Genomic DNA, 17776 nt, shown 5'->3' with positions numbered 1-17776 from the left:
TAAATAATCAATTTTTAACTATATCTAGTCAATTCTAAAAAAGGTTCTTGGATTTTCTACCATCATAATTTGAATTTGATTATCAATAACCCCCGATTTTTTGAGTACTGGTATTACGTTTTCAAAAATATGGGTTGGATATGAATTAGCCATCAACTTTTTTGTTTTTTCAGGGTAGTCCGGTGCCCTTCCTAATTTAAAAATAGTAGTATCATGCGAGAGCATGATCTTATTTTCGTATCCTTTATGAATTAATTCTATTAAAACCTTCTCTCTAAACTGATCAAGAGGAAATCCTAAAATTCCTTGTAAACCGAATTGATCAAACGCAATATATACTCCAGTCTCTAATGTTCGAATATGGTAATCCATATCGGTACTTCTGCACATGTGTCCAATTAAAATTCCATTAGGACTTGCTCCTTCAGAAATAAGTAACTCTGCTTGTTCTGGCCCCATTGTGCCTCCTTGTGTATGAGTGATTATCCTTGTTCCAGTTTCATTTTGAACTCTAGCAGCCGCCCTAAAAAACATTTGTTCGTAATCCGTAATTCTATCTTGACTTGATGCTACCTTTATTACACCAGGTTTAATACCAGTTTTATTAATTCCTTCTTTTATTTCTTTCATAAACATTTCATAGATTTCATTTTCAGTCCTTTGAGGATCAATGCTTCTATGAAAATTAAAGTATGTACTTGCTCCAGCACCTTCATAGTAATAACCTGTTGAACAAATGATATGAAGACCTGTTTTCTCTGAAACCTCTTTTAAAAAGAGAGGATTTCTACCACAATCATTTGGAGTAGCATCAACAACGGTCTGAACCCCAAAAGATTTCATTTGTTCCACTGCTTTAATCGCTACATTAAGCGCTACTTCCCAATCCAATCCCCCTAAAGTAGAATCACCGCTAAAACCAGGAAATCCAAATAAAAAATGTTCATGTATTAATATTTTTCCTAAAAATTCAGATTTTATAGGTCCAAGTACTGTATTCACCATGGTACTCATTGTTATATTCCTCCCCTAATTTTAGATAGCTCCTTATACCAATATTCACCTTTTCATTCTTCTAAAAAGGTAATAAAAATGAGGCCTACTTAGTATAGAACAAATTTCATTGTATAAATTCTACTATTTCATATGTTGTTTACGTAACGAGCTCTTGTTTTCCTGTGCAAAATTTTTATTTCTACTCAAAAAGTCCCATTGATGGTTATTTTAGTTCTAACTGTTCCCCCTATCTATAACAGTGCTCTATGTATTTATGTGTAATTTTCTATTAGTAATGAATATTTCAATAAAACATCTTATTTTTAAAGCTTTTTAACTCTTCCATGAATGTATGAAATTCTAAAATATCCATTTGCTGTTCAGAATCAGATAATGCGACCATTGGATCTGGATGTACTTCTGCCATTACTGCGTCCGCCCCAACCGCGAGTGCTGCTTTCGCAGTTGGTAATAATAAATCTTTACGTCCTGTTGAATGCGTTACATCTACCACAACTGGTAAATGTGTTTCCTTCTGTAAGATCGGTACAGCAGAAATATCTAATGTATTACGTGTTGCTCTCTCGTAGGTGCGAATGCCACGCTCACATAATATAATTTGATCATTTCCTTGTGCAATAATATATTCTGCTGCATTGATAAATTCATCGATTGTCGCCGCTAAACCACGCTTTAATAATATAGGTTTATTAACTTTACCAACTTCTCGTAATAAGTCAAAGTTTTGCATATTACGAGCTCCAATTTGAATAACATCAACGTAGTCAAGTGCCATTTCTACATCATGGGGATTTAAAATTTCACTAATAATTGCTAATTCAAACTCGTAGGCTACCTCGCGTAAAATTTGCAATCCTTCTATACCTAAACCTTGAAAATCATATGGTGATGTTCTGGGTTTGAACGCACCACCGCGCATTAATTTTAAATCTTGCTGCTTCAGTGCCTGCGCGACTTGACGAACTTGATCTAAACTCTCTACTGCACATGGGCCCATAATAAACGTTTGTGTTCCATTTCCTAAAAGTTCCCCTTTTATATCAATAATTGTATTTTCTTTTTTCTTTTCACGAGAAACAAGCAATTCTTTACGATTATCATTTTCTTGCAACTCCAAGCTCGCTTTGAAGATAACTTTAAAAATATGTTGCACTGTTGATGTTTCAAATGGCCCCTCATTACATTTGGAAATCATATCTAAAACCTCGCTTTCACGAACTGGATGGAAATATTTTGTGCCTTGTAATTGTTTTTGCTCTCCCATTTGTTGAACGATTCTGCCACGTTTATTTAGTAACTGCAATAACTGAAAATTAACTTCATCCATCTTATTATGTAACTTTTCCAATTGATGATTTACCACTTTAAAATCCTCCTCTTGTATATATGTCTATTTATTTAGAAAATGGTAATAAAGGCATTAGCAAAAGCTTACTATAACTTAAATTGGAGGGGGAACATACCGATTCAAGAATATTATATACAGCGCTCTTCATTATCTTGGTTACTTGGTAATAAAATAGTTCTCGAGACTGTATAACAGTAATGCCCCCTCACTCATGATCATAACTATATGAGAAGTCAACTTCCTCTTTAATAGCAAGTATTTCATGATTTAAATGCGAGATTTTCAACACATATGCTCTAGAACAAATAAAAAACACCTAATCATCTTGTTAGCTTCCAACCTGTAGAATTACCTTATTCTCATACAATTATAATAGCTATATCTACCAAAATATACAAAAAATTTTCAACTTTCAAACTATAGATCGGCCAATTTATGGTATTATATGTATAAATTTATATTTAATTATAAAATTATTCTAAAAGAAAACCCAAAAACGTGACGCTCTGGAAATCTACTTAAATGATTCAAGTTTTCTAACAACTATTTTCCAAAAATCTAGTGAAATTTTAATGAATTTATTTTCCTAGAAGTGTGTAATATATCAAACATATAAAAGCTTTCTGTGATTTCTTTTTGTTTTGTTAGTTCCGTTAATGCTTTTGTTGTTAAAGCTAAACTACTAACAATATCATCAATGTTTCTATTCTCAGATCTTGTCAGCTTGTCTTTACAAAATAAATTCCAATAATAATCTGTAATATTTCTGTTTTTCAGTAAATAATATCCATATAGTTTTAACATTTCTAAAAAACGCTAAGTATGGGTCTCCTTTTAGTTTGTAATACTTCATGTTAAGACGAATAGCTATTACAGAGATTACGATAAACCCTACTACATATAACATTGCCCTTTCTCCATTTCTTATTGTTTAGCGAACTTATACTGTAAATACTTCACATGTTTCTTCTTTATATCCTTATCGTCAATATTTGCTCGCAAAATAGTTTGGTAGATATGCTCCACCTCGTCTTTTGTAAGTTTCAGATCAATATAGGATTCGATACATTTTTTAAATCGTTATAATACAGGATATGTTTATCTTTAGAATGAACATGTACCCTTTTCAGACTGCATTTTGGATGAAACGCAGCAATAGAGATACAAGGCAGCTGTTGTTCCATCACCCATTCAATTGCTTTTATATGTTTATAGTTTTGTCGAAATGGATTTTGAAAAGAGGATTTCTTTCTAAAAATACCCTGTGTCCACCTTGCCGCTTTCTCACTTCCATAGATCCATCCCTCGTAGTTTTTCGTCTCTATAACAAATACACCTGTTTCAGCGATAACAATATGGTCAATTTGCGTTGTATCACCGTACTCCGTATAAACCGTTACATTATGTAATACAAAGTAACTTTTTGGATCTAATTTACTTAGTATACGGTTCACTAATTTCTCTCCGGCTTTTCCTTTCCATTTCGGTACATGTTTTTTCACAACAATATTCAACGGAATCAGAACCGCAATGAGAATTAATTCAAATATCAATACGTTCATAATAGAAGCCCCCTTTTTACACCCTTGCGTTTCTGCGCATTAAACGATATACATGCGTTTCTAATCCTAAAATAAAATATGAGATACATAAGCCTTTAATTACCATCTCCACGAAGCCTAATGCTAATGAAACAAGGAGCCCACCTCGAAACTGAAAAGGTCTAGTCACTCTTCGATTTACTGGCTTTTCAATGACGCCAAAGTTGGCCCAGGTAGGCAAACGTTTTTCCACATTTTTCACGGTACCCATTAATCCGTATTTTAACGATAGAATGAAACATCCGATTAATAAATAAACAACAGAAGAAAAATAGATAGATAGGCCTATTACGATGCATGTCAGTAACCAGCCTATTAATATAGAATTTTGCAAAGCAATATATTCTCGATTTCTATTCAATACAAACAGTCCTTTCAAAATTAATAAGGTTATTTTTGTTTGGAAAATATTTACATTTATTTATAAGCATGATATGATACGTCTATATTAATTTACGAATTAGCCTAAAAAGGGTTGTGATAGACATGTTAAAACTTGTAGTAAATAATACCGGAACAGAACCAGAAAGTGATTCAGCTTTTTCAAACTATTTCACCTGCAAAGACTGTGTATATTATCTTTCAAAATCAGATTCTTGCAGTCTGCAATTAGCAGCTGATTCAAATAATCCCCTTATCCCTTATGAGTGTGGGAATTTTGAGGAAACCTATGAAATCGGAACGGAAGATCCATTAAATTCACACATACATCAGCAACTTCGTGAAGAAAAAGCGCAAATACTAGCTGAAAGCTATCCAGCACAACCTTCTATTGATCCAATTCATAAAGACGCAATATGGTATGGGTCAGTAAACTATGGTTGTTGGATTATAAATGATTCGAAGAAACGTTTTGCATTTGCAAAACAGGTTCCTTTCGGTGATAATAATATGTCATCTAAAAAATACGCATCTCCTTTTCCTTTACATGACCATGGTGCAAAAGAAGATATCCGACACTATATGTGTTGGTACGTAAATGAAAAAGGAATTGGCGAATACCATCTTCTTATTGGTGGTGTCATCATGAAAATTGCAGAAGGAGTTAAGAAACTTGGATTCAATTACTAATCGTATCTACAAGAAAAGAATGTTAGAACATACCATACTATTTAGTTTGGTACAGCTGGTACCACTGATCGTATCTACCGGTATCATATATATATTGCTAGAACTTACTGATACGGAGTGGAAAACCTGGTTTAGTTATGAAGGAATCTTTGCAATTATTTTTCTTATAACGAGGTTCCAGGTGTTTCAGAATAAGAAAAGTATTATTTCTTTAAATCAACATGAAAAATGGTTTTCAAAGTTAAATATTTTCTTGATCTCTATATTTCTAGTATTATTTGCATCCATACCAACTCTATTAAAGATTGCTTTCATTCTACAAATGACTGTTATTCTATTTCTACTAGAATACCTTTGTTTGTATATTAATCGTTTACCAACACATAATTTATATAGGATAAAAGAGATCATTTGTGATAAAAAGCAACTCAAAATTGAACGAATTATTCCAAACAATGAGGAACACGGTACTCATACAATAAAAACAAATGATGGCCAATACTTTTTATATACCGCTGTGTATTTAAGTGGCATACTATCGCCAATATCAGAAGAAGTATTTGAAGAATATGAAAGAAAGAACCTAATGGGTAGATAAAAGGTACTGAATGTAAATTCAGTACCTTTTCTATTTATATATATAGTTTTTCACATATTAGCAAATAGCCATGGAGCGAGTACAGCTAACATACACAGCAAACAAGATCCTGTTATGACACGGTTGGCCCAACGGTAATACTCAGGCTGTTTCGTACTCTCATGAGTTCTTCTTAAACGAATACCTGCGATTAACATAAATGGTGTGAAAATAAGTGCTGTTGCTTTAAACAGGTCTAAAAAATCCGTAAAGATGTTCATAAATGAAAATACATCGGAACTAAACAAGAAGTATACACTTAGTCTCATCGACATCATGCTGATAAATGAGAAAATCATACTTCCGGTTGCCCACTTCATCCATTGACCATTCTTTGTAATTAATGCCATAACCATGACAATAACTCCTAATACGAATGAAATAGAAAAGATATTGACTCCTACTTTAAAAGCCGGCGCATACAATCCTTCAATCTTTTGTATGATTGATGATCCAAATGAATCCTCTTTCTCTGTTGTTTTCGTTCGATTGTTTAGTCCATCTTTAAATGATGACGAAACATCATTTCCTTTTAACTCATTAAAATCTACTTTTACAGAAGCTTGAGCTGCTTGTAAGGGTACAAGTAATAAAATTATCAAAACAAGCGTGCATAAGACTCCTATCATTCCTTTTTCTCGTTTCATCACACATCACCCGCTAATTTTGGTTTGATGCTCTTTAATTTGATTTCATTTCCTTCTGCAGCATAATAAAGATCTGCTGCATAATAGATATTTGCTTTTGTATATGCCCCCATAATTGCATTTGCAATTTCTTCTTTTTCTACTGCCACATATGTTTCATTTTCATTGTAAAACTCAATTTCAATTCGGTTAATATTATTATTTAATACTGTAATATATAGTTCTTTTAAGCTATCTAAGCGATTCCCTAATCCACATACCAACTTAAATACTTTATTTGCAATTGTTGGTGGTTTTACATACGTCGTATTAAAATGAATCGTTTCATCATCTATCACACCATCTTCCTCGACTTCACACGTCATAATGAAAGAATGATTTTGTTTTTCAATTTCTTGTTGACTCAACTTGCGATCAATGACATACTTCACGCTTGTTGAAAGGTTTTCTATATATTCATTCAGTTCGGTATTTGAAATTTTAACCTCTGAGAATTCCGGAAAAATCATGTAAGCGTGTATATTAGAACTACTTTTACTTACACGTAATACCTGGACTTGTTTCTTTTCATAGCGCACCGTTTGTTCTAATTTTTCTACTACATTGTTACTTATGGAATTAATATTCATTTACATTCACCTTTCAAAATTGTTATTTTTTTAACTCAAAAATATTTTTTACTTCATATAATCCTCATGTTTGGATTTAATCTATTTTAAGCATTGTAATATTACGAAGAGTTCTCAATTCTCCTGTTTTAAGACTGTTAATCACTTGAATCTCAAAACATTTCAATATTACAATGACGTACAATGTCTCATTATAGTCGAATATCCTTATATGGTGAATCATTCTGTCCCACTCATTTGTACAAAAATAAAAAAATGTTTTATTCTTGTACAAATGAGTGAGAAAATGCTGTATTTCATGCTATTTAACTAAGAAAATACAACTAGGAAATAGATTTATTGTTTTCCGACAGAAGACTCCTTCCTCAAAAATGTGAAGGTGTGAAACACCAATTTTAGGTGGGAGTCTTCTGTCGGTTGGCATAAGCCAACATATTTGCTATCATTTACTTGTACAGATTGCTCTTCGAAAACTGAAGATATGAGGTTGGTTGCAGAAAAACGTTGCAACCGTAAAATCTTCAACGTTCTATCGCCCCACGCTTCTCAAAATTGCGAAAACCAAGCTAAAGTAGGTAGTGTGGTGAGTCAGCGTACAAGATACTTATGTTCTCACCGTAGGGACTACGGGTAGAGCCTGCTAAGATAACCGGTGGATACATCGGTGTTCCCAGGAATCTCCCACTTCAAACAGTCCGTTAGGACGTTAAGTGGTGAATAGTTCAAATATTCCCTAGTTGTCTATTACTCCATTCAACTAGTGTATAAGAATAAGGTGAATCGACCTCTAATTCCATATACAGTAATTGATTTTTTGGTAATATCTCTCCCTCTGTATGAATCCAATAACGCTTCTTATTAGACATATTTATGACACGTGTCAGTCCTTGTTCTTGTTCTATTACTTTTGCAGTCCACCTCACAAAATCCATATCTTCAACATCAGCTACTCCTTGTTGAACAGGAAAAATATGTTCTGTTTCGGATGGAATTGAAACATATTCTTGTTGTGAATACATGTCCTCATATTCTAATAATTCTTCTGGTATATCCTCATCACTTGGAAAAGGAATATCATAAACAACTTCAGGAGTAGGAGTATGATGAAAAGCTTCAGCATACTCCACTTCTTCTATATCTTCATGTTTTAACCTGTTACTCTCTTCCTCACCCATATTTTTATGAACAGATGTAGCAACTAAATCATATATACTTGCTACATCCTTTTCTAAGGTGATCTCTTTTGTTGGAACAGTAACACGCTCTTGTTCCCTTCCAATAGGTTTATTTTCTCTTGAGCACCAATAAACGGGGCGTTCCACCGGTTTATTTTCCATTTCTTTTTTCTTGGCTTCTTCTATTAGAAATTTTTTCTTTGAATTACGAACTACCAAAAACACATAACAAAATAGACCAATAAAAATTTTTGTAAACATAATATTCCCCTCCAAGTTCTTTTTTACAATAAAAAAGGAAGATCCAAGTATATACATCACTTAGTTCTTCCTTTTACCCTCTATACACTACCTCAATATAATTAAAATGGTAGTTCATCATCTGTAATCTCCGATAGCTCATCCAAACCAACGAATATATCATCCAACTCTTGGGATTGCTCTTTTATTTCCTGCTCTTTTGAATCATCTGACACTACCCAAATGTTATCTTTTTTCATATCTATCCCTCTTTCTCCCTTATTTTTCAGTTTTATAAACCACCTCTTCATAATCGAAGAAATAATCTTTCACCTTACGTAGAAATGTACGAAACTTCGGTTCAGCTACAATATTTGTGCCATAATAAAAACTTTGTTGCCCGACAAAGCGCCATAAGATGACATAGCCTTCGTTTGTTTCCTGAATCCCTTCAATATATAACGCAATTTCCTGAATGGCTTCTTTTACATTAAGAGCATGTGGCTTGAAATATTGAAATTTACCGTCTGGTAATATAATTTCTGCTTCAAAACACCCTCTCATTTGATTTACTCTTGCTCTGGATTCGGATGACATGGCTGGTGCAGCATATGACTTCTGATTTTTTTCCATTCTTGTTTTATGTTCCTCTGCTGTTGGTACTAATCGTAAATGTCTACAGTCTTTTTCATTTTACTATCTCCTCTATTTTGTAACTTTTTATGATTCATAACCCCGCCTACAAACTTGAAAACAACACAAAAAGAGCTTCTTCAAGTCGATTGAAAATGTGCATAGCAAAATAAGCTATATACACTAATCGGCTCAAAGAAGCCCTTTCACAATTGAAACAAGACGAAACTTGCTTCTACAACTCAACCACAACACAAAAAAGGTGTAGGAATAAACGGAATCAAATAAACTAACAATATACCTTTATATTACATAATAACATTATAGGTTTCAATAAGTATTAATTAAAATTAACGCATTAGCCAAAAGAATTCTTATTCCTCAAGCTTGTGTAGGACGAAAGTCCAAAGGTAAGTGAGAGTTGAATTTTGGGTAATGCGTAAACTCATAATAAATTGCTATCAAGGGTCTTACCAGTTTTAATCCACGCACCCACAAGAGATACGACAATACAGGCGTAATCACATTACCGATATTTGCAAATTTTAATCCACGTACCTATTTGAGGTGCGACCTTTCATCGCCTTTAAAGCGCCATTTGCTGTCCAATTTCAATCCATGCACCTATTTGAGGTGCGACGGTAAAACAGATAAACACATTATCATCATTAAAATTTCAATCCACGCACCTAATTGAGGTGCGACACCGATTTGTGTTCAAAATCAATCACAAATACTTTAATTCTATTAAAAAGTAGACAAATATTTTTATTAAATAAAGTAATTTGTATAAAAATTATAAATTCACCTCATAAAGTTTAAGAATTCTAGGTGCGAATGTACGAGGAATTTCATGTTTGTTATACATTCGCACCTAAAAAATTAAAGGGATTTCTAAATCAATTCATTCTTTTACACCAATATGTTCGACCTTATTTTCATAGCTATTACCTAACTGATTAACAAAAATGTATTGTTTCATAATACCCTTTATATATTTAGTCTTAATTTACAATAAAATTCACTATATATTATCTCTCTATCCACCTATCAAGTTTATTCTTTATATCATCGTTCGATCTTTTTTATGATATAACATTCCTAAGAATATTGAATACTAAAAATTCATTTCTTTTGCTCACTCACAAATACTTTAATTATTCTTCTCTTTATTTGTGTTCACCTTTTAATATATAACTAGATATTATTAAGGATTTCTTGATTTAGTATATTTATTGGCTTTTCTTCCATCTTGATGGCTAACGGTTCCATTTACTTATTTTTCTTAGTTATTAACTCTTCTTGTAATTTAACAAGTTCCCTTGCAGGAGAAATAATTACTTTTAATTTTAACTAATAATTTTAACGCTGACAGAAATATCTTCCACCTTAAATAAACTTAATTTATCAAATATAAATTCACTCTTAGAATTTAATTTGATAATGAGTAAAATATGCAAATAGAGAGTCTAGCTGTAATTCCTAGCACTCTAATAACTATTTTTTTATACAAGGAGATGGATTAACTATGTTAAAACATATGGAGCATGTAAAACAAGCTAAAAATGAGATATTACTTATGATGATTCTATTTTCCCTTTTTTTTATAGTACTTTTCTATAATGAGAGGGTTGCTGTGATTAGCGTCTCCATTTGCTTGTTTAAAATTATAGCAAGCAATCTATTCTCGCAGAAAGTATAAACATCATATTATAAAAAGAGCCATTTATATGTGGCTCTTTTTATAATATGGTGAAGGACCGGATTAATGAACTCAAAACATAATCGTTGTATGTGGAATGAATAAGCCTCGTTCCCCCATCATTTCCACCAAACCACGGAAATGATGGGTATATCATAGGTACCATCTCACGGTTAATAGGATAATATCTGTTTGATGCTGTTTCCACTTGAAAAAACATTGATTTTCCATACAGACCCCATCCTTTTTAGAGTAAAAGTATCAGTATGTCCAAGTTTTTTAGATTTTTTACACCAGAACCCTCTACTTCATTCCATAAGTAACAGATGCTTCTTCTATCTCCCCATATTTTTCATTTTTATAATTAATTTTAAACTCTTCATCTATTATTACTCCGTAATTCTTATATTTGATTACTATCCTCTATATTATTAACTTCTTCCATCTTTTGTTCAATCCAATTCATAGCCATTTTTGCATCTTCTTGAGCAATTTCTCCTCTTTCGCTCTTATACTTATGTGTTTCATAAGCCCACACTAATATGATTTTAACAAATTCAACTGTCTCTAATTTACATATCGGCTCAAATTCATCTTCTTCTTCATCATAAAATGGATCCTCAATTATGGTAAAATCTCTAAAGGATATTATGCTAGAAGCGTTTCCTCCATGTCTATATTCGGATATGTTTCCCCTCAATAAATCAATAAAATTGTTAATATCATTTTTTAAATCTCTTAACCTCCAAGGTATATCAGACCCTAAAGGATCATTTATCATATTGGCAAATTTCAACGATTTTTCTTCATCAAAATCCATAACAACCACATTGAATTCTTCTATATATTTAAATTCATAATTATACTTAATCATTAAGAACACTTCCTCCAACTCAATATACTGGATAAGCTGAGATTACCTTATTATTCCTCAAAATCATCTCTATTGTCATTCCATCACTTGTTTTTCCAAGATATCTATTGTTTTTTATATTCACTTTGTTATTAAAAGCCTCATTCACTGCATCTATTACTTGTTGAGGTGTCCAATCCCTTGGAAAGAATGTGGATTTAGGGCCTTTTAATACTCCATCAATTTCCACTTTAGCTTGGTAGACACCAAACTCATTTGATGGATCGAGGTCTCCGACAATTTTACTATTACTATTCGACGTTCCTTCATAATGAAAACCATTAGCATTCCCATTTTTAAGTATTTCACCATTAAAAATATGATTTATTCCGTTTTCTTTAGTCCCTTGTTTAAAATTCTCTGTGTTTTGTAAACTCTCAAGCCATTGCTTTTTTTCAATGTCAGACTGATGAATTTTATCCGGACTCTTATTTCCACTAGAACCGAACTCGCCTTTAGCAAACTGATGAGTCGATAGCTTTTCTTCAAATTGCCTAAAATCAGGTGTATTAAATTGCAAACCACCTTCGCCAGCAATAGCAAACCCATTGCGATTCCCATTAAATAAAGATGCAGCATCTTGTAAGCCTTTTTTACTAGCTTGCGAAATCTCAGCTACTTCAGCACCCGTTTTCAACGCCGCAGACTTAGCGAGCTTATCTACACCTTTTGTTCCGGCAAAGGCAAACATACCATGCCCCATTACATTTCCATAAAGCTCAGCTTGACTATTTCCGTCCCCGTTTACAACATTGGTATTCCAAGAATCAGAAATCGTTTGTTTTATCGCATTGAATGTTCTGGCTGGATTAGAAAGAGCTTCAATCGTGTCATTAATTGTATTTATTGGATGGAGGGCTACATTCACAATTCCTAATAATTCATCACCTAATGCATCTTCTATTCCTTTTTTTAGATGGTAGGGCACACCTAATCCAGCTTTTTCAATCGTAGAAACAAATTTATGATCAGCGGCATATATCATTTTACTATATTCCTTATAAGAATATTCAATATCATGTTTAAACTTATCCAGTAAAGATTCATCTTTTTTTTCACTATTTAAAGGGCCACACATTGCTCCTTCTTCAATTGAACTACTATTTAGAAGATTGTCAGTCTGACGATACCTATCTTCTGTTATCGATTGAATAGAAGTAATCCACTCCATATTTAATCCTTGTGTACTAAATGTTCCACTTACAGGACTAAATCCTTTCCCACTTTGAACTTCGGCAAGACCAGTAGCAATACTAGCTACTAGTTGAAGGGCCGTACTGTAGTTATTACTGGATGTATAATTGAATTCATATAAATGCTCTAATTTTTCTTCAAGTTTTTTTCTCATCTCAACTAAAACAGCCACAATTGCATCTATGCCAGGCATTGGTGTAGCTTCATCTATCACTTCTATACTTGCAATCATTTGATTGATTTCTTGAATTTGCTCTCTTACTTCTTGTTCGATTACATCCGTGGAAGCAACTTGTGATTGAAAATCTCTTGGAAAAGCATCATTTTGACGAATTAATTCTTCACATAAATAAATGATACCTTGTGCTAAAGGACGAAAGGTTTGGACAAAAAATATTTTTGCACTACTATATGTTCGTCCTTGCAAGACCGTATCAGTAGCAAAAGCGTCAATCGACTGAATGATTTGTTCCATACCTTGAATGGTAGCAGTACATACAGCATTCATGCTTTGAGTCTGATTTTGTACTTCCCCTAAATACATATTTAAACTCATGCTTTGTCCTCCCTTTTTAATTGCTGTTGTCTATAAATAAGGTTGGTTTCTAAATCAATAAGATCGCGTTTTTCTTTAAGCAATATTTCTTTTTGATTTTCCAATTCAAATATTAATTTCCACTCGATATGTTCCGATTCTTGAAGATTATTCATAAAAAAATTAGAAATTTCTCTATCACCATGCCATGTTTTTAAAGTTCTATTAAATAAGTGATTATTTCGATTTTTCAATTCGTTAAATTCCATATCCGCTTGTCTCTGGATTTGAATCGCAACTTGGTTTTGATCCTGTTTTTCAAATACTATCCATATTTTTTAATTTAGTTGATTTATTTGCTTTTCAATGTCTTGATCTATCTTTTTCTTCCTCTCCTTCACTCTTTACTGTAGGTTATCACATTAGTGAAATGTCTTTTGTAGTTTGTTATCCATTCTTTCAAACCCCTTAGCTGCTGAATGAATATTATTAACTGCTTGTTGAAAGGTTCCATAAAATTGCCTAGTCAAATCCAGCATTTGTTGATTCGTTTCTTGTGCTTGAGCATTAACAGACAGTGTAATACGACTCGCCTTTGTTATAGAACGATCTGTCGTACTTTGGATTGTATCCGAAGCATTTTTCATCGATGTAGCGATTTGTGTAGCCGTTTGAAAATTACTTTGAAAGTTCCCCATTATTTACACCCTCTTTAATTACAAAATCATCTAGAAAATTATACCATAAGAGAATGAACATCCATTGATTCATAGTGATCGAGGGTATCAATATACGTCACATGGGTTTAAGAGAAAAATAGAAAAAGCAAAAATGATTCATAGCATGTCACGTATAGGAAAATGTATAGATAATGGACCAATGGAATTGTTTTGGGGGACGTTGAAGTGTGAAAAGTATTACCTACATAAGTATGAGACATTTGAAGCGTTATAACAAGCGATAGGTAATTATATCCAGTTTTACAATAATGAACGTTACCAAGAAAAATTAAGCGGCTTAAACCCATTAGAATACAGGGCTCAAGCCGCTTAAAGTGTTTTTTATTATTTCCACTGTCTACTTGACAGGGAGCTGTTCAATAATTCAAGAGAATGTGCTCTTTTCTTTATATACTATAAATTCACGTTCACTGTAGCTTTCAATTGCTAAAATCATATTTTATAGACGATGATCTTTTTGGAAATTCAGGTGAAAATGATCAGCATCATTATATACACCAAATTCATAACCTTTTTCTTTATAAAACTTTATAATTTCTGGAAGCACTGCTAATGTTTGAGGTTTTTCATGCATTAAAACTACTTCAACATCCTCTGTTGTAGATTTTTTTACATTTTCTATAATTTCATTTGGATTATTCTTTAATTTCCAATCATAGGAGTCAATTGTCCAATCCCATACTTTTATTCCAGCTTCTACAATTTGATTACGAACTTCTTCGCTCTTTAGCCCTGGTGCTGATCCATATGGTGGACGTACTAACTTAGGATTTGTACCTGTAATATCTTTAATAAGGGATAATGTTTCTTTCATTTCTGGAACAAATTGTCCATTCTTGTATAGTTTATCACTATTATGCGTCATACTATGTGCACCGATATAATGCCCTTCTTTTACTGCTCGCTTTACATTTTCCTGATAACTTGCATTTTGTAAATTACTTCCCTGCATGAAAAATGTTGCTTTTACATCGTTTTCTTTTAATACATCTAAAAATTTCCCAGTTAAAGTACTAGGACCATCATCAAATGTTAAATAAACAACTTTTCCTACAGGTTTTCCATCTGCTCTTTTTTCTCTTTGTGGTTTTGTATTTTCTATCTCTTTAGATTGTGACATTATACTTTGGTTATTTTTCCTCTCTTGGTTTGCTCCTTTTGCGGGAGTGGAATTAAACTTACCCATTATAAAGAACATAAGAAAAGAAGTTGTTAGTAGTATCATTATCGTTAGGAACACTCCCCGTATTCCACTATTTTTATTACCGTTTTCCGACATCGTTATCTATCCTTTCTCTATTATTTATGCGTAAAAAGCAGGAGTTAATTGCTAGATTCAATATTATTACCACGCTTTGTACAAAAATAGATTACTAAAAAGAAATAAAGATAAAATGCAGATTATGTCGAAATTAGTTAAAGAATATTGAAATTCAACATAGAATCTTATACTGAATTATCATTTTATTTAATAACGAAGTCGTTCGATACTTGGTTTAAAGCCTCACGGCCTGCCAAGCGAGTTACTGCAGCAATAGAGGCTATGCACACATACAAAAAAGGATAGATTCTTCCAAAAAGGAAGTATGTCAAGATCCAAAAAATTCATTCTTGAACTACCCCCACTTTCACTTCGTTTAGAAGTGAGGGATTCCTAAGTAAAGAGTTCTATCGAACTCTAATTAATTAGGCTAACCCCGCAGTCCTTGCGGTTAGAAGCCTTATCGCTTCATTCTTTAGATTGATACTTGCGTTAATATCCCTATCATGGTGTGTACGACAAGAAGGACAGTCCCATTCACGTAGGTTTAGATTTTTAACGTCTTTATTTTGATATCCACAACAAGAACATAATTGGCTGGAAGCAAATGTTTTCGATACGACAATGACTTGTTTGCCATACCATTTTGCTTTGTATTCTAACATTGATCGAAATTGCGACCAAGATACCTCACTAATTGCTTTTGCTAACTTATGATTCTTTAACATATTCGATACTTGCAAATCCTCTATACCGATAACATCGTGGTTTTTGATGATTTCAGTTGAAATTTTGTCCAAGTAATCTTTTCTAGCATTTGATATGTATTCATGAATTCTAGCTACCTTTACTCGTTGTTTATTCCAGCGAGAAGACCCTTTCATTCTTCTAGAAAGAACACGCTGTGCTTTCGCCAACTTCTCTTCTAATGATCGGAAAAACTTCGGATTTTCATAGTGTGTTCCATCTGACAAAATAGCGAAATCTTTTAGTCCTACATCTATTCCAATGTAAGAATGTGTTTTCGGAAGTTCTTGTACTTCTGTTTCAACTAATAGTGACACAAAATATCTACCAGAAGGGTTCCGTCTAACTGTAGCATTTACAATACGCCCCTCTACTTCGCGACTTTTGGCAAATCGAACAAGGCCTAGTTTCGGCAACTTTATTTTGTTCCCTACAACGGCAATGTTTTCATTTGTTTGTTTTGTGGTATAAGATTGTACGTTGTTCTTCTTAGATTTAAAGCGCGGTGCGCTGTTTTGGTTTTTGAAAAAGCGCGTATAAGCATCCGCAAGGTTGCGAACAGATGACTGAATCGCAATACTATCCACTTCTTTTAGCCAAACAAGCTCTTTCTTCATGGCAGGTAGTTTGGCAGAGCATATACCATAGGTCAAGCCTTTTCCTATCTCTTTGTATGCGTGATCCCATAAGGATAGGAAATGATTGAATACAAAGCGAGAACACCCAATCGTTTTGTTGATTAGAATTGCTTGTGCTTGATTTGGATAGATACGAAACTTATAGGCTTTATTAATCATTATTTGATTCACCTCCATTTTGGTATATGACTATTATAAACCAAACGTACATTCGATAGATAGTGGAGTAACACTTTCTGTATGTCGAACAATTAAGATGGCTTCCTGCCATCCCTTGTTCGAAGCCAATTCATCTCCCACCTACTCACTGGGCTGTGACCCTTCACGCTCCTTGAGGAAGGAGTCTTCTTGGCTAAAATGATAAAATCGTATACAGAATGTAGTAATTAAAAAGATCATAAAGTTATTCATTATCTCTCTTCGTCTTAATCTCTAATATACGCATATAAATGAGACTTCCTTTGACAAATAAAGATAAAATTTATTTTATCTTTATCTTATCTTTATCTCTTTATGTTAGTCTGTTTTCCTAGAAGAAATAATCCTAATATTAAAAAGAAACAGAGGAATAATGCATGAAGAGTAAAAAAATGTTTGTATTTTTCTTAGGTATTATTGTTGTTCTTATAACATTAATCGAATTACTATATAGTAATTCTATGGACAACACCGATAGAAATCAGGATTTCGCTGTAGAAAAACGTTTATTACAATTTAAACCGACCATTGAAAAAGAATTAGAAAAATATAATTTAAGTGACAAAACAACAACATTATTGGGAATCATGTATCAAGAAAGTAGAGGTGAAGGTACAGATCCTATGCAGTCTTCTGAATCACTTGGATTACAGCGAAATGAAATTCAAGATGTTAACTTAAGCATTGAACAAGGTGTAAAACATTTCGCTCAAATGTATAAATACGGGATAGAGAAAGACGTTGGAATTGATGCTATCATCCAAAGCTATAATATGGGACCAGGATATATTGATTTTATCGCTAGCAAAAAAAAGGAAAAACATTCAGAGAAATTAGCTAAACAATTTTC

At 32.9% G+C, this 17776-nt stretch carries 17 protein-coding genes and 3 pseudogenes; 4 read left to right on the top strand and 16 right to left on the bottom strand.

Annotated elements, in window-relative coordinates; translation table 11 throughout:
- Window positions 1-24 precede the first annotated feature (24 nt).
- From MR143_RS24155 to MR143_RS24140, 4 genes and pseudogenes are all read right to left on the bottom strand, one after another.
- Window positions 25-1014: a phosphotriesterase family protein gene (locus MR143_RS24155; protein WP_242281004.1), complete on the bottom strand. Its 990-nt coding sequence runs from the start codon at window positions 1012-1014 to the stop codon at window positions 25-27.
- A gap of 286 nt (window positions 1015-1300) precedes the next feature.
- A complete protein-coding gene (locus tag MR143_RS24150) occupies window positions 1301-2380 on the bottom strand; it encodes a bifunctional 3-deoxy-7-phosphoheptulonate synthase/chorismate mutase (protein WP_131251600.1) in 1080 nt (359 codons plus the stop codon).
- 909 nt (window positions 2381-3289) lie between these two features.
- A pseudogene (locus tag MR143_RS24145) lies at window positions 3290-3927 on the bottom strand (nuclease-related domain-containing protein).
- 16 nt (window positions 3928-3943) lie between these two features.
- Window positions 3944-4327 carry a hypothetical protein gene (locus MR143_RS24140; protein WP_199718312.1) on the bottom strand — a complete coding sequence of 128 codons (384 nt, stop codon included), beginning with the start codon at window positions 4325-4327 and terminating at the stop codon, window positions 3944-3946.
- Window positions 4328-4452: 125 nt separating this feature from the next.
- Between MR143_RS24140 and MR143_RS24135 the strand changes: the two genes are divergently transcribed.
- Together MR143_RS24135 and MR143_RS24130 are read left to right on the top strand one after the other, a co-directional pair.
- Window positions 4453-5037, top strand: a complete 585-nt coding sequence (locus MR143_RS24135; RefSeq protein ID WP_199718314.1) for a hypothetical protein — start codon at window positions 4453-4455, stop codon at window positions 5035-5037.
- A 19-nt stretch (window positions 5038-5056) separates the two neighbouring features.
- Complete coding sequence (locus MR143_RS24130) at window positions 5057-5635, top strand: hypothetical protein (protein WP_199718338.1); 579 nt, start codon at window positions 5057-5059, stop codon at window positions 5633-5635.
- 50 nt (window positions 5636-5685) lie between these two features.
- On the opposite strand, the gene MR143_RS24125 is transcribed toward MR143_RS24130, so the two are convergent.
- The 10 genes and pseudogenes from MR143_RS24125 to MR143_RS24080 form a co-directional block, all read right to left on the bottom strand.
- Complete coding sequence (locus tag MR143_RS24125; RefSeq protein ID WP_242281003.1) at window positions 5686-6321, bottom strand: hypothetical protein; 636 nt, start codon at window positions 6319-6321, stop codon at window positions 5686-5688.
- Window positions 6321-6950, bottom strand: coding sequence for a hypothetical protein (locus MR143_RS24120; RefSeq protein WP_242281002.1), 630 nt, complete (start codon window positions 6948-6950; stop codon window positions 6321-6323). Before MR143_RS24120 ends, MR143_RS24125 begins: the two co-directional genes overlap by 1 nt.
- A gap of 722 nt (window positions 6951-7672) precedes the next feature.
- Window positions 7673-8386: a transposase gene (locus MR143_RS24115; protein WP_199718318.1), complete on the bottom strand. Its 714-nt coding sequence runs from the start codon at window positions 8384-8386 to the stop codon at window positions 7673-7675.
- Between the two features lie 101 nt (window positions 8387-8487).
- Window positions 8488-8625 carry a hypothetical protein gene (locus tag MR143_RS24110; protein WP_199718320.1) on the bottom strand — a complete coding sequence of 46 codons (138 nt, stop codon included), beginning with the start codon at window positions 8623-8625 and terminating at the stop codon, window positions 8488-8490.
- A gap of 19 nt (window positions 8626-8644) precedes the next feature.
- On the bottom strand, window positions 8645-8998 hold the full coding sequence (locus MR143_RS24105) for a DUF6018 family natural product bioysynthesis protein (protein WP_199718322.1): 354 nt from the start codon (window positions 8996-8998) through the stop codon (window positions 8645-8647).
- 1780 nt (window positions 8999-10778) lie between these two features.
- Window positions 10779-10931, bottom strand: a pseudogene (locus MR143_RS24100) (IS6 family transposase); the annotation flags it as partial.
- Between the two features lie 172 nt (window positions 10932-11103).
- On the bottom strand, window positions 11104-11574 hold the full coding sequence (locus MR143_RS24095) for a hypothetical protein (protein ID WP_199718324.1): 471 nt from the start codon (window positions 11572-11574) through the stop codon (window positions 11104-11106).
- Window positions 11575-11593: 19 nt separating this feature from the next.
- The gene (locus MR143_RS24090; RefSeq protein WP_199718326.1) at window positions 11594-13363 is read right to left on the bottom strand and encodes an EndoU domain-containing protein; all 1770 of its coding nucleotides are present in this window, start codon (window positions 13361-13363) and stop codon (window positions 11594-11596) included.
- Window positions 13360-13677, bottom strand: coding sequence for a DUF3958 family protein (locus MR143_RS24085; protein WP_242281046.1), 318 nt, complete (start codon window positions 13675-13677; stop codon window positions 13360-13362). Before MR143_RS24085 ends, MR143_RS24090 begins: the two co-directional genes overlap by 4 nt.
- An 87-nt stretch (window positions 13678-13764) precedes the next feature.
- Window positions 13765-14040 carry a TIGR04197 family type VII secretion effector gene (locus tag MR143_RS24080; RefSeq protein WP_199718328.1) on the bottom strand — a complete coding sequence of 92 codons (276 nt, stop codon included), beginning with the start codon at window positions 14038-14040 and terminating at the stop codon, window positions 13765-13767.
- Between the two features lie 61 nt (window positions 14041-14101).
- Between MR143_RS24080 and MR143_RS24075 the strand changes: the two are divergent.
- Window positions 14102-14395 (top strand): annotated as a pseudogene (locus MR143_RS24075) (transposase); the annotation flags it as partial.
- A gap of 126 nt (window positions 14396-14521) precedes the next feature.
- On the opposite strand, the gene MR143_RS24070 reads toward MR143_RS24075, so the two are convergent.
- A complete protein-coding gene (locus MR143_RS24070) occupies window positions 14522-15307 on the bottom strand; it encodes a polysaccharide deacetylase family protein (RefSeq protein WP_374267118.1) in 786 nt (261 codons plus the stop codon).
- Between the two features lie 461 nt (window positions 15308-15768).
- On the bottom strand, window positions 15769-16887 hold the full coding sequence (gene tnpB / locus MR143_RS24065; RefSeq protein WP_242281001.1) for an IS200/IS605 family element RNA-guided endonuclease TnpB: 1119 nt from the start codon (window positions 16885-16887) through the stop codon (window positions 15769-15771).
- 416 nt (window positions 16888-17303) lie between these two features.
- Between tnpB and MR143_RS24060 the strand changes: the two genes are divergently transcribed.
- Window positions 17304-17776, top strand: a 473-nt coding sequence (locus MR143_RS24060; protein ID WP_242281000.1) for a lysozyme family protein, incomplete at its 3' end; no start/stop codon positions are given.

The organism is Bacillus cereus group sp. BfR-BA-01347 (assembly GCF_022663835.1).
GTDB lineage: Bacteria > Bacillota > Bacilli > Bacillales > Bacillaceae_G > Bacillus_A > Bacillus_A thuringiensis_K.
This window is presented reverse-complemented; position numbering and strand designations above follow the sequence as displayed.

What these genes read in the sequence shown, in the direction of transcription:
- MR143_RS24155 (WP_242281004.1), bottom strand. Translation starts at nt 1,014, where the DNA reads ATGAGTACCATGGTGAATACAGTACTTGGACCTATAAAATCTGAATTT.
- MR143_RS24135 (WP_199718314.1), top strand. Translation starts at nt 4,453, where the DNA reads ATGTTAAAACTTGTAGTAAATAATACCGGAACAGAACCAGAAAGTGAT.
- MR143_RS24130 (WP_199718338.1), top strand. Translation starts at nt 5,057, where the DNA reads ATGTTAGAACATACCATACTATTTAGTTTGGTACAGCTGGTACCACTG.
- MR143_RS24125 (WP_242281003.1), bottom strand. Translation starts at nt 6,321, where the DNA reads ATGAAACGAGAAAAAGGAATGATAGGAGTCTTATGCACGCTTGTTTTG.
- MR143_RS24120 (WP_242281002.1), bottom strand. Translation starts at nt 6,950, where the DNA reads ATGAATATTAATTCCATAAGTAACAATGTAGTAGAAAAATTAGAACAA.
- MR143_RS24115 (WP_199718318.1), bottom strand. Translation starts at nt 8,386, where the DNA reads ATGTTTACAAAAATTTTTATTGGTCTATTTTGTTATGTGTTTTTGGTA.
- MR143_RS24110 (WP_199718320.1), bottom strand. Translation starts at nt 8,625, where the DNA reads ATGAAAAAAGATAACATTTGGGTAGTGTCAGATGATTCAAAAGAGCAG.
- MR143_RS24105 (WP_199718322.1), bottom strand. Translation starts at nt 8,998, where the DNA reads ATGGAAAAAAATCAGAAGTCATATGCTGCACCAGCCATGTCATCCGAA.
- MR143_RS24095 (WP_199718324.1), bottom strand. Translation starts at nt 11,574, where the DNA reads ATGATTAAGTATAATTATGAATTTAAATATATAGAAGAATTCAATGTG.
- MR143_RS24090 (WP_199718326.1), bottom strand. Translation starts at nt 13,363, where the DNA reads ATGAGTTTAAATATGTATTTAGGGGAAGTACAAAATCAGACTCAAAGC.
- MR143_RS24080 (WP_199718328.1), bottom strand. Translation starts at nt 14,040, where the DNA reads ATGGGGAACTTTCAAAGTAATTTTCAAACGGCTACACAAATCGCTACA.
- MR143_RS24070 (WP_374267118.1), bottom strand. Translation starts at nt 15,307, where the DNA reads ATGATACTACTAACAACTTCTTTTCTTATGTTCTTTATAATGGGTAAG.
- tnpB (WP_242281001.1), bottom strand. Translation starts at nt 16,887, where the DNA reads ATGATTAATAAAGCCTATAAGTTTCGTATCTATCCAAATCAAGCACAA.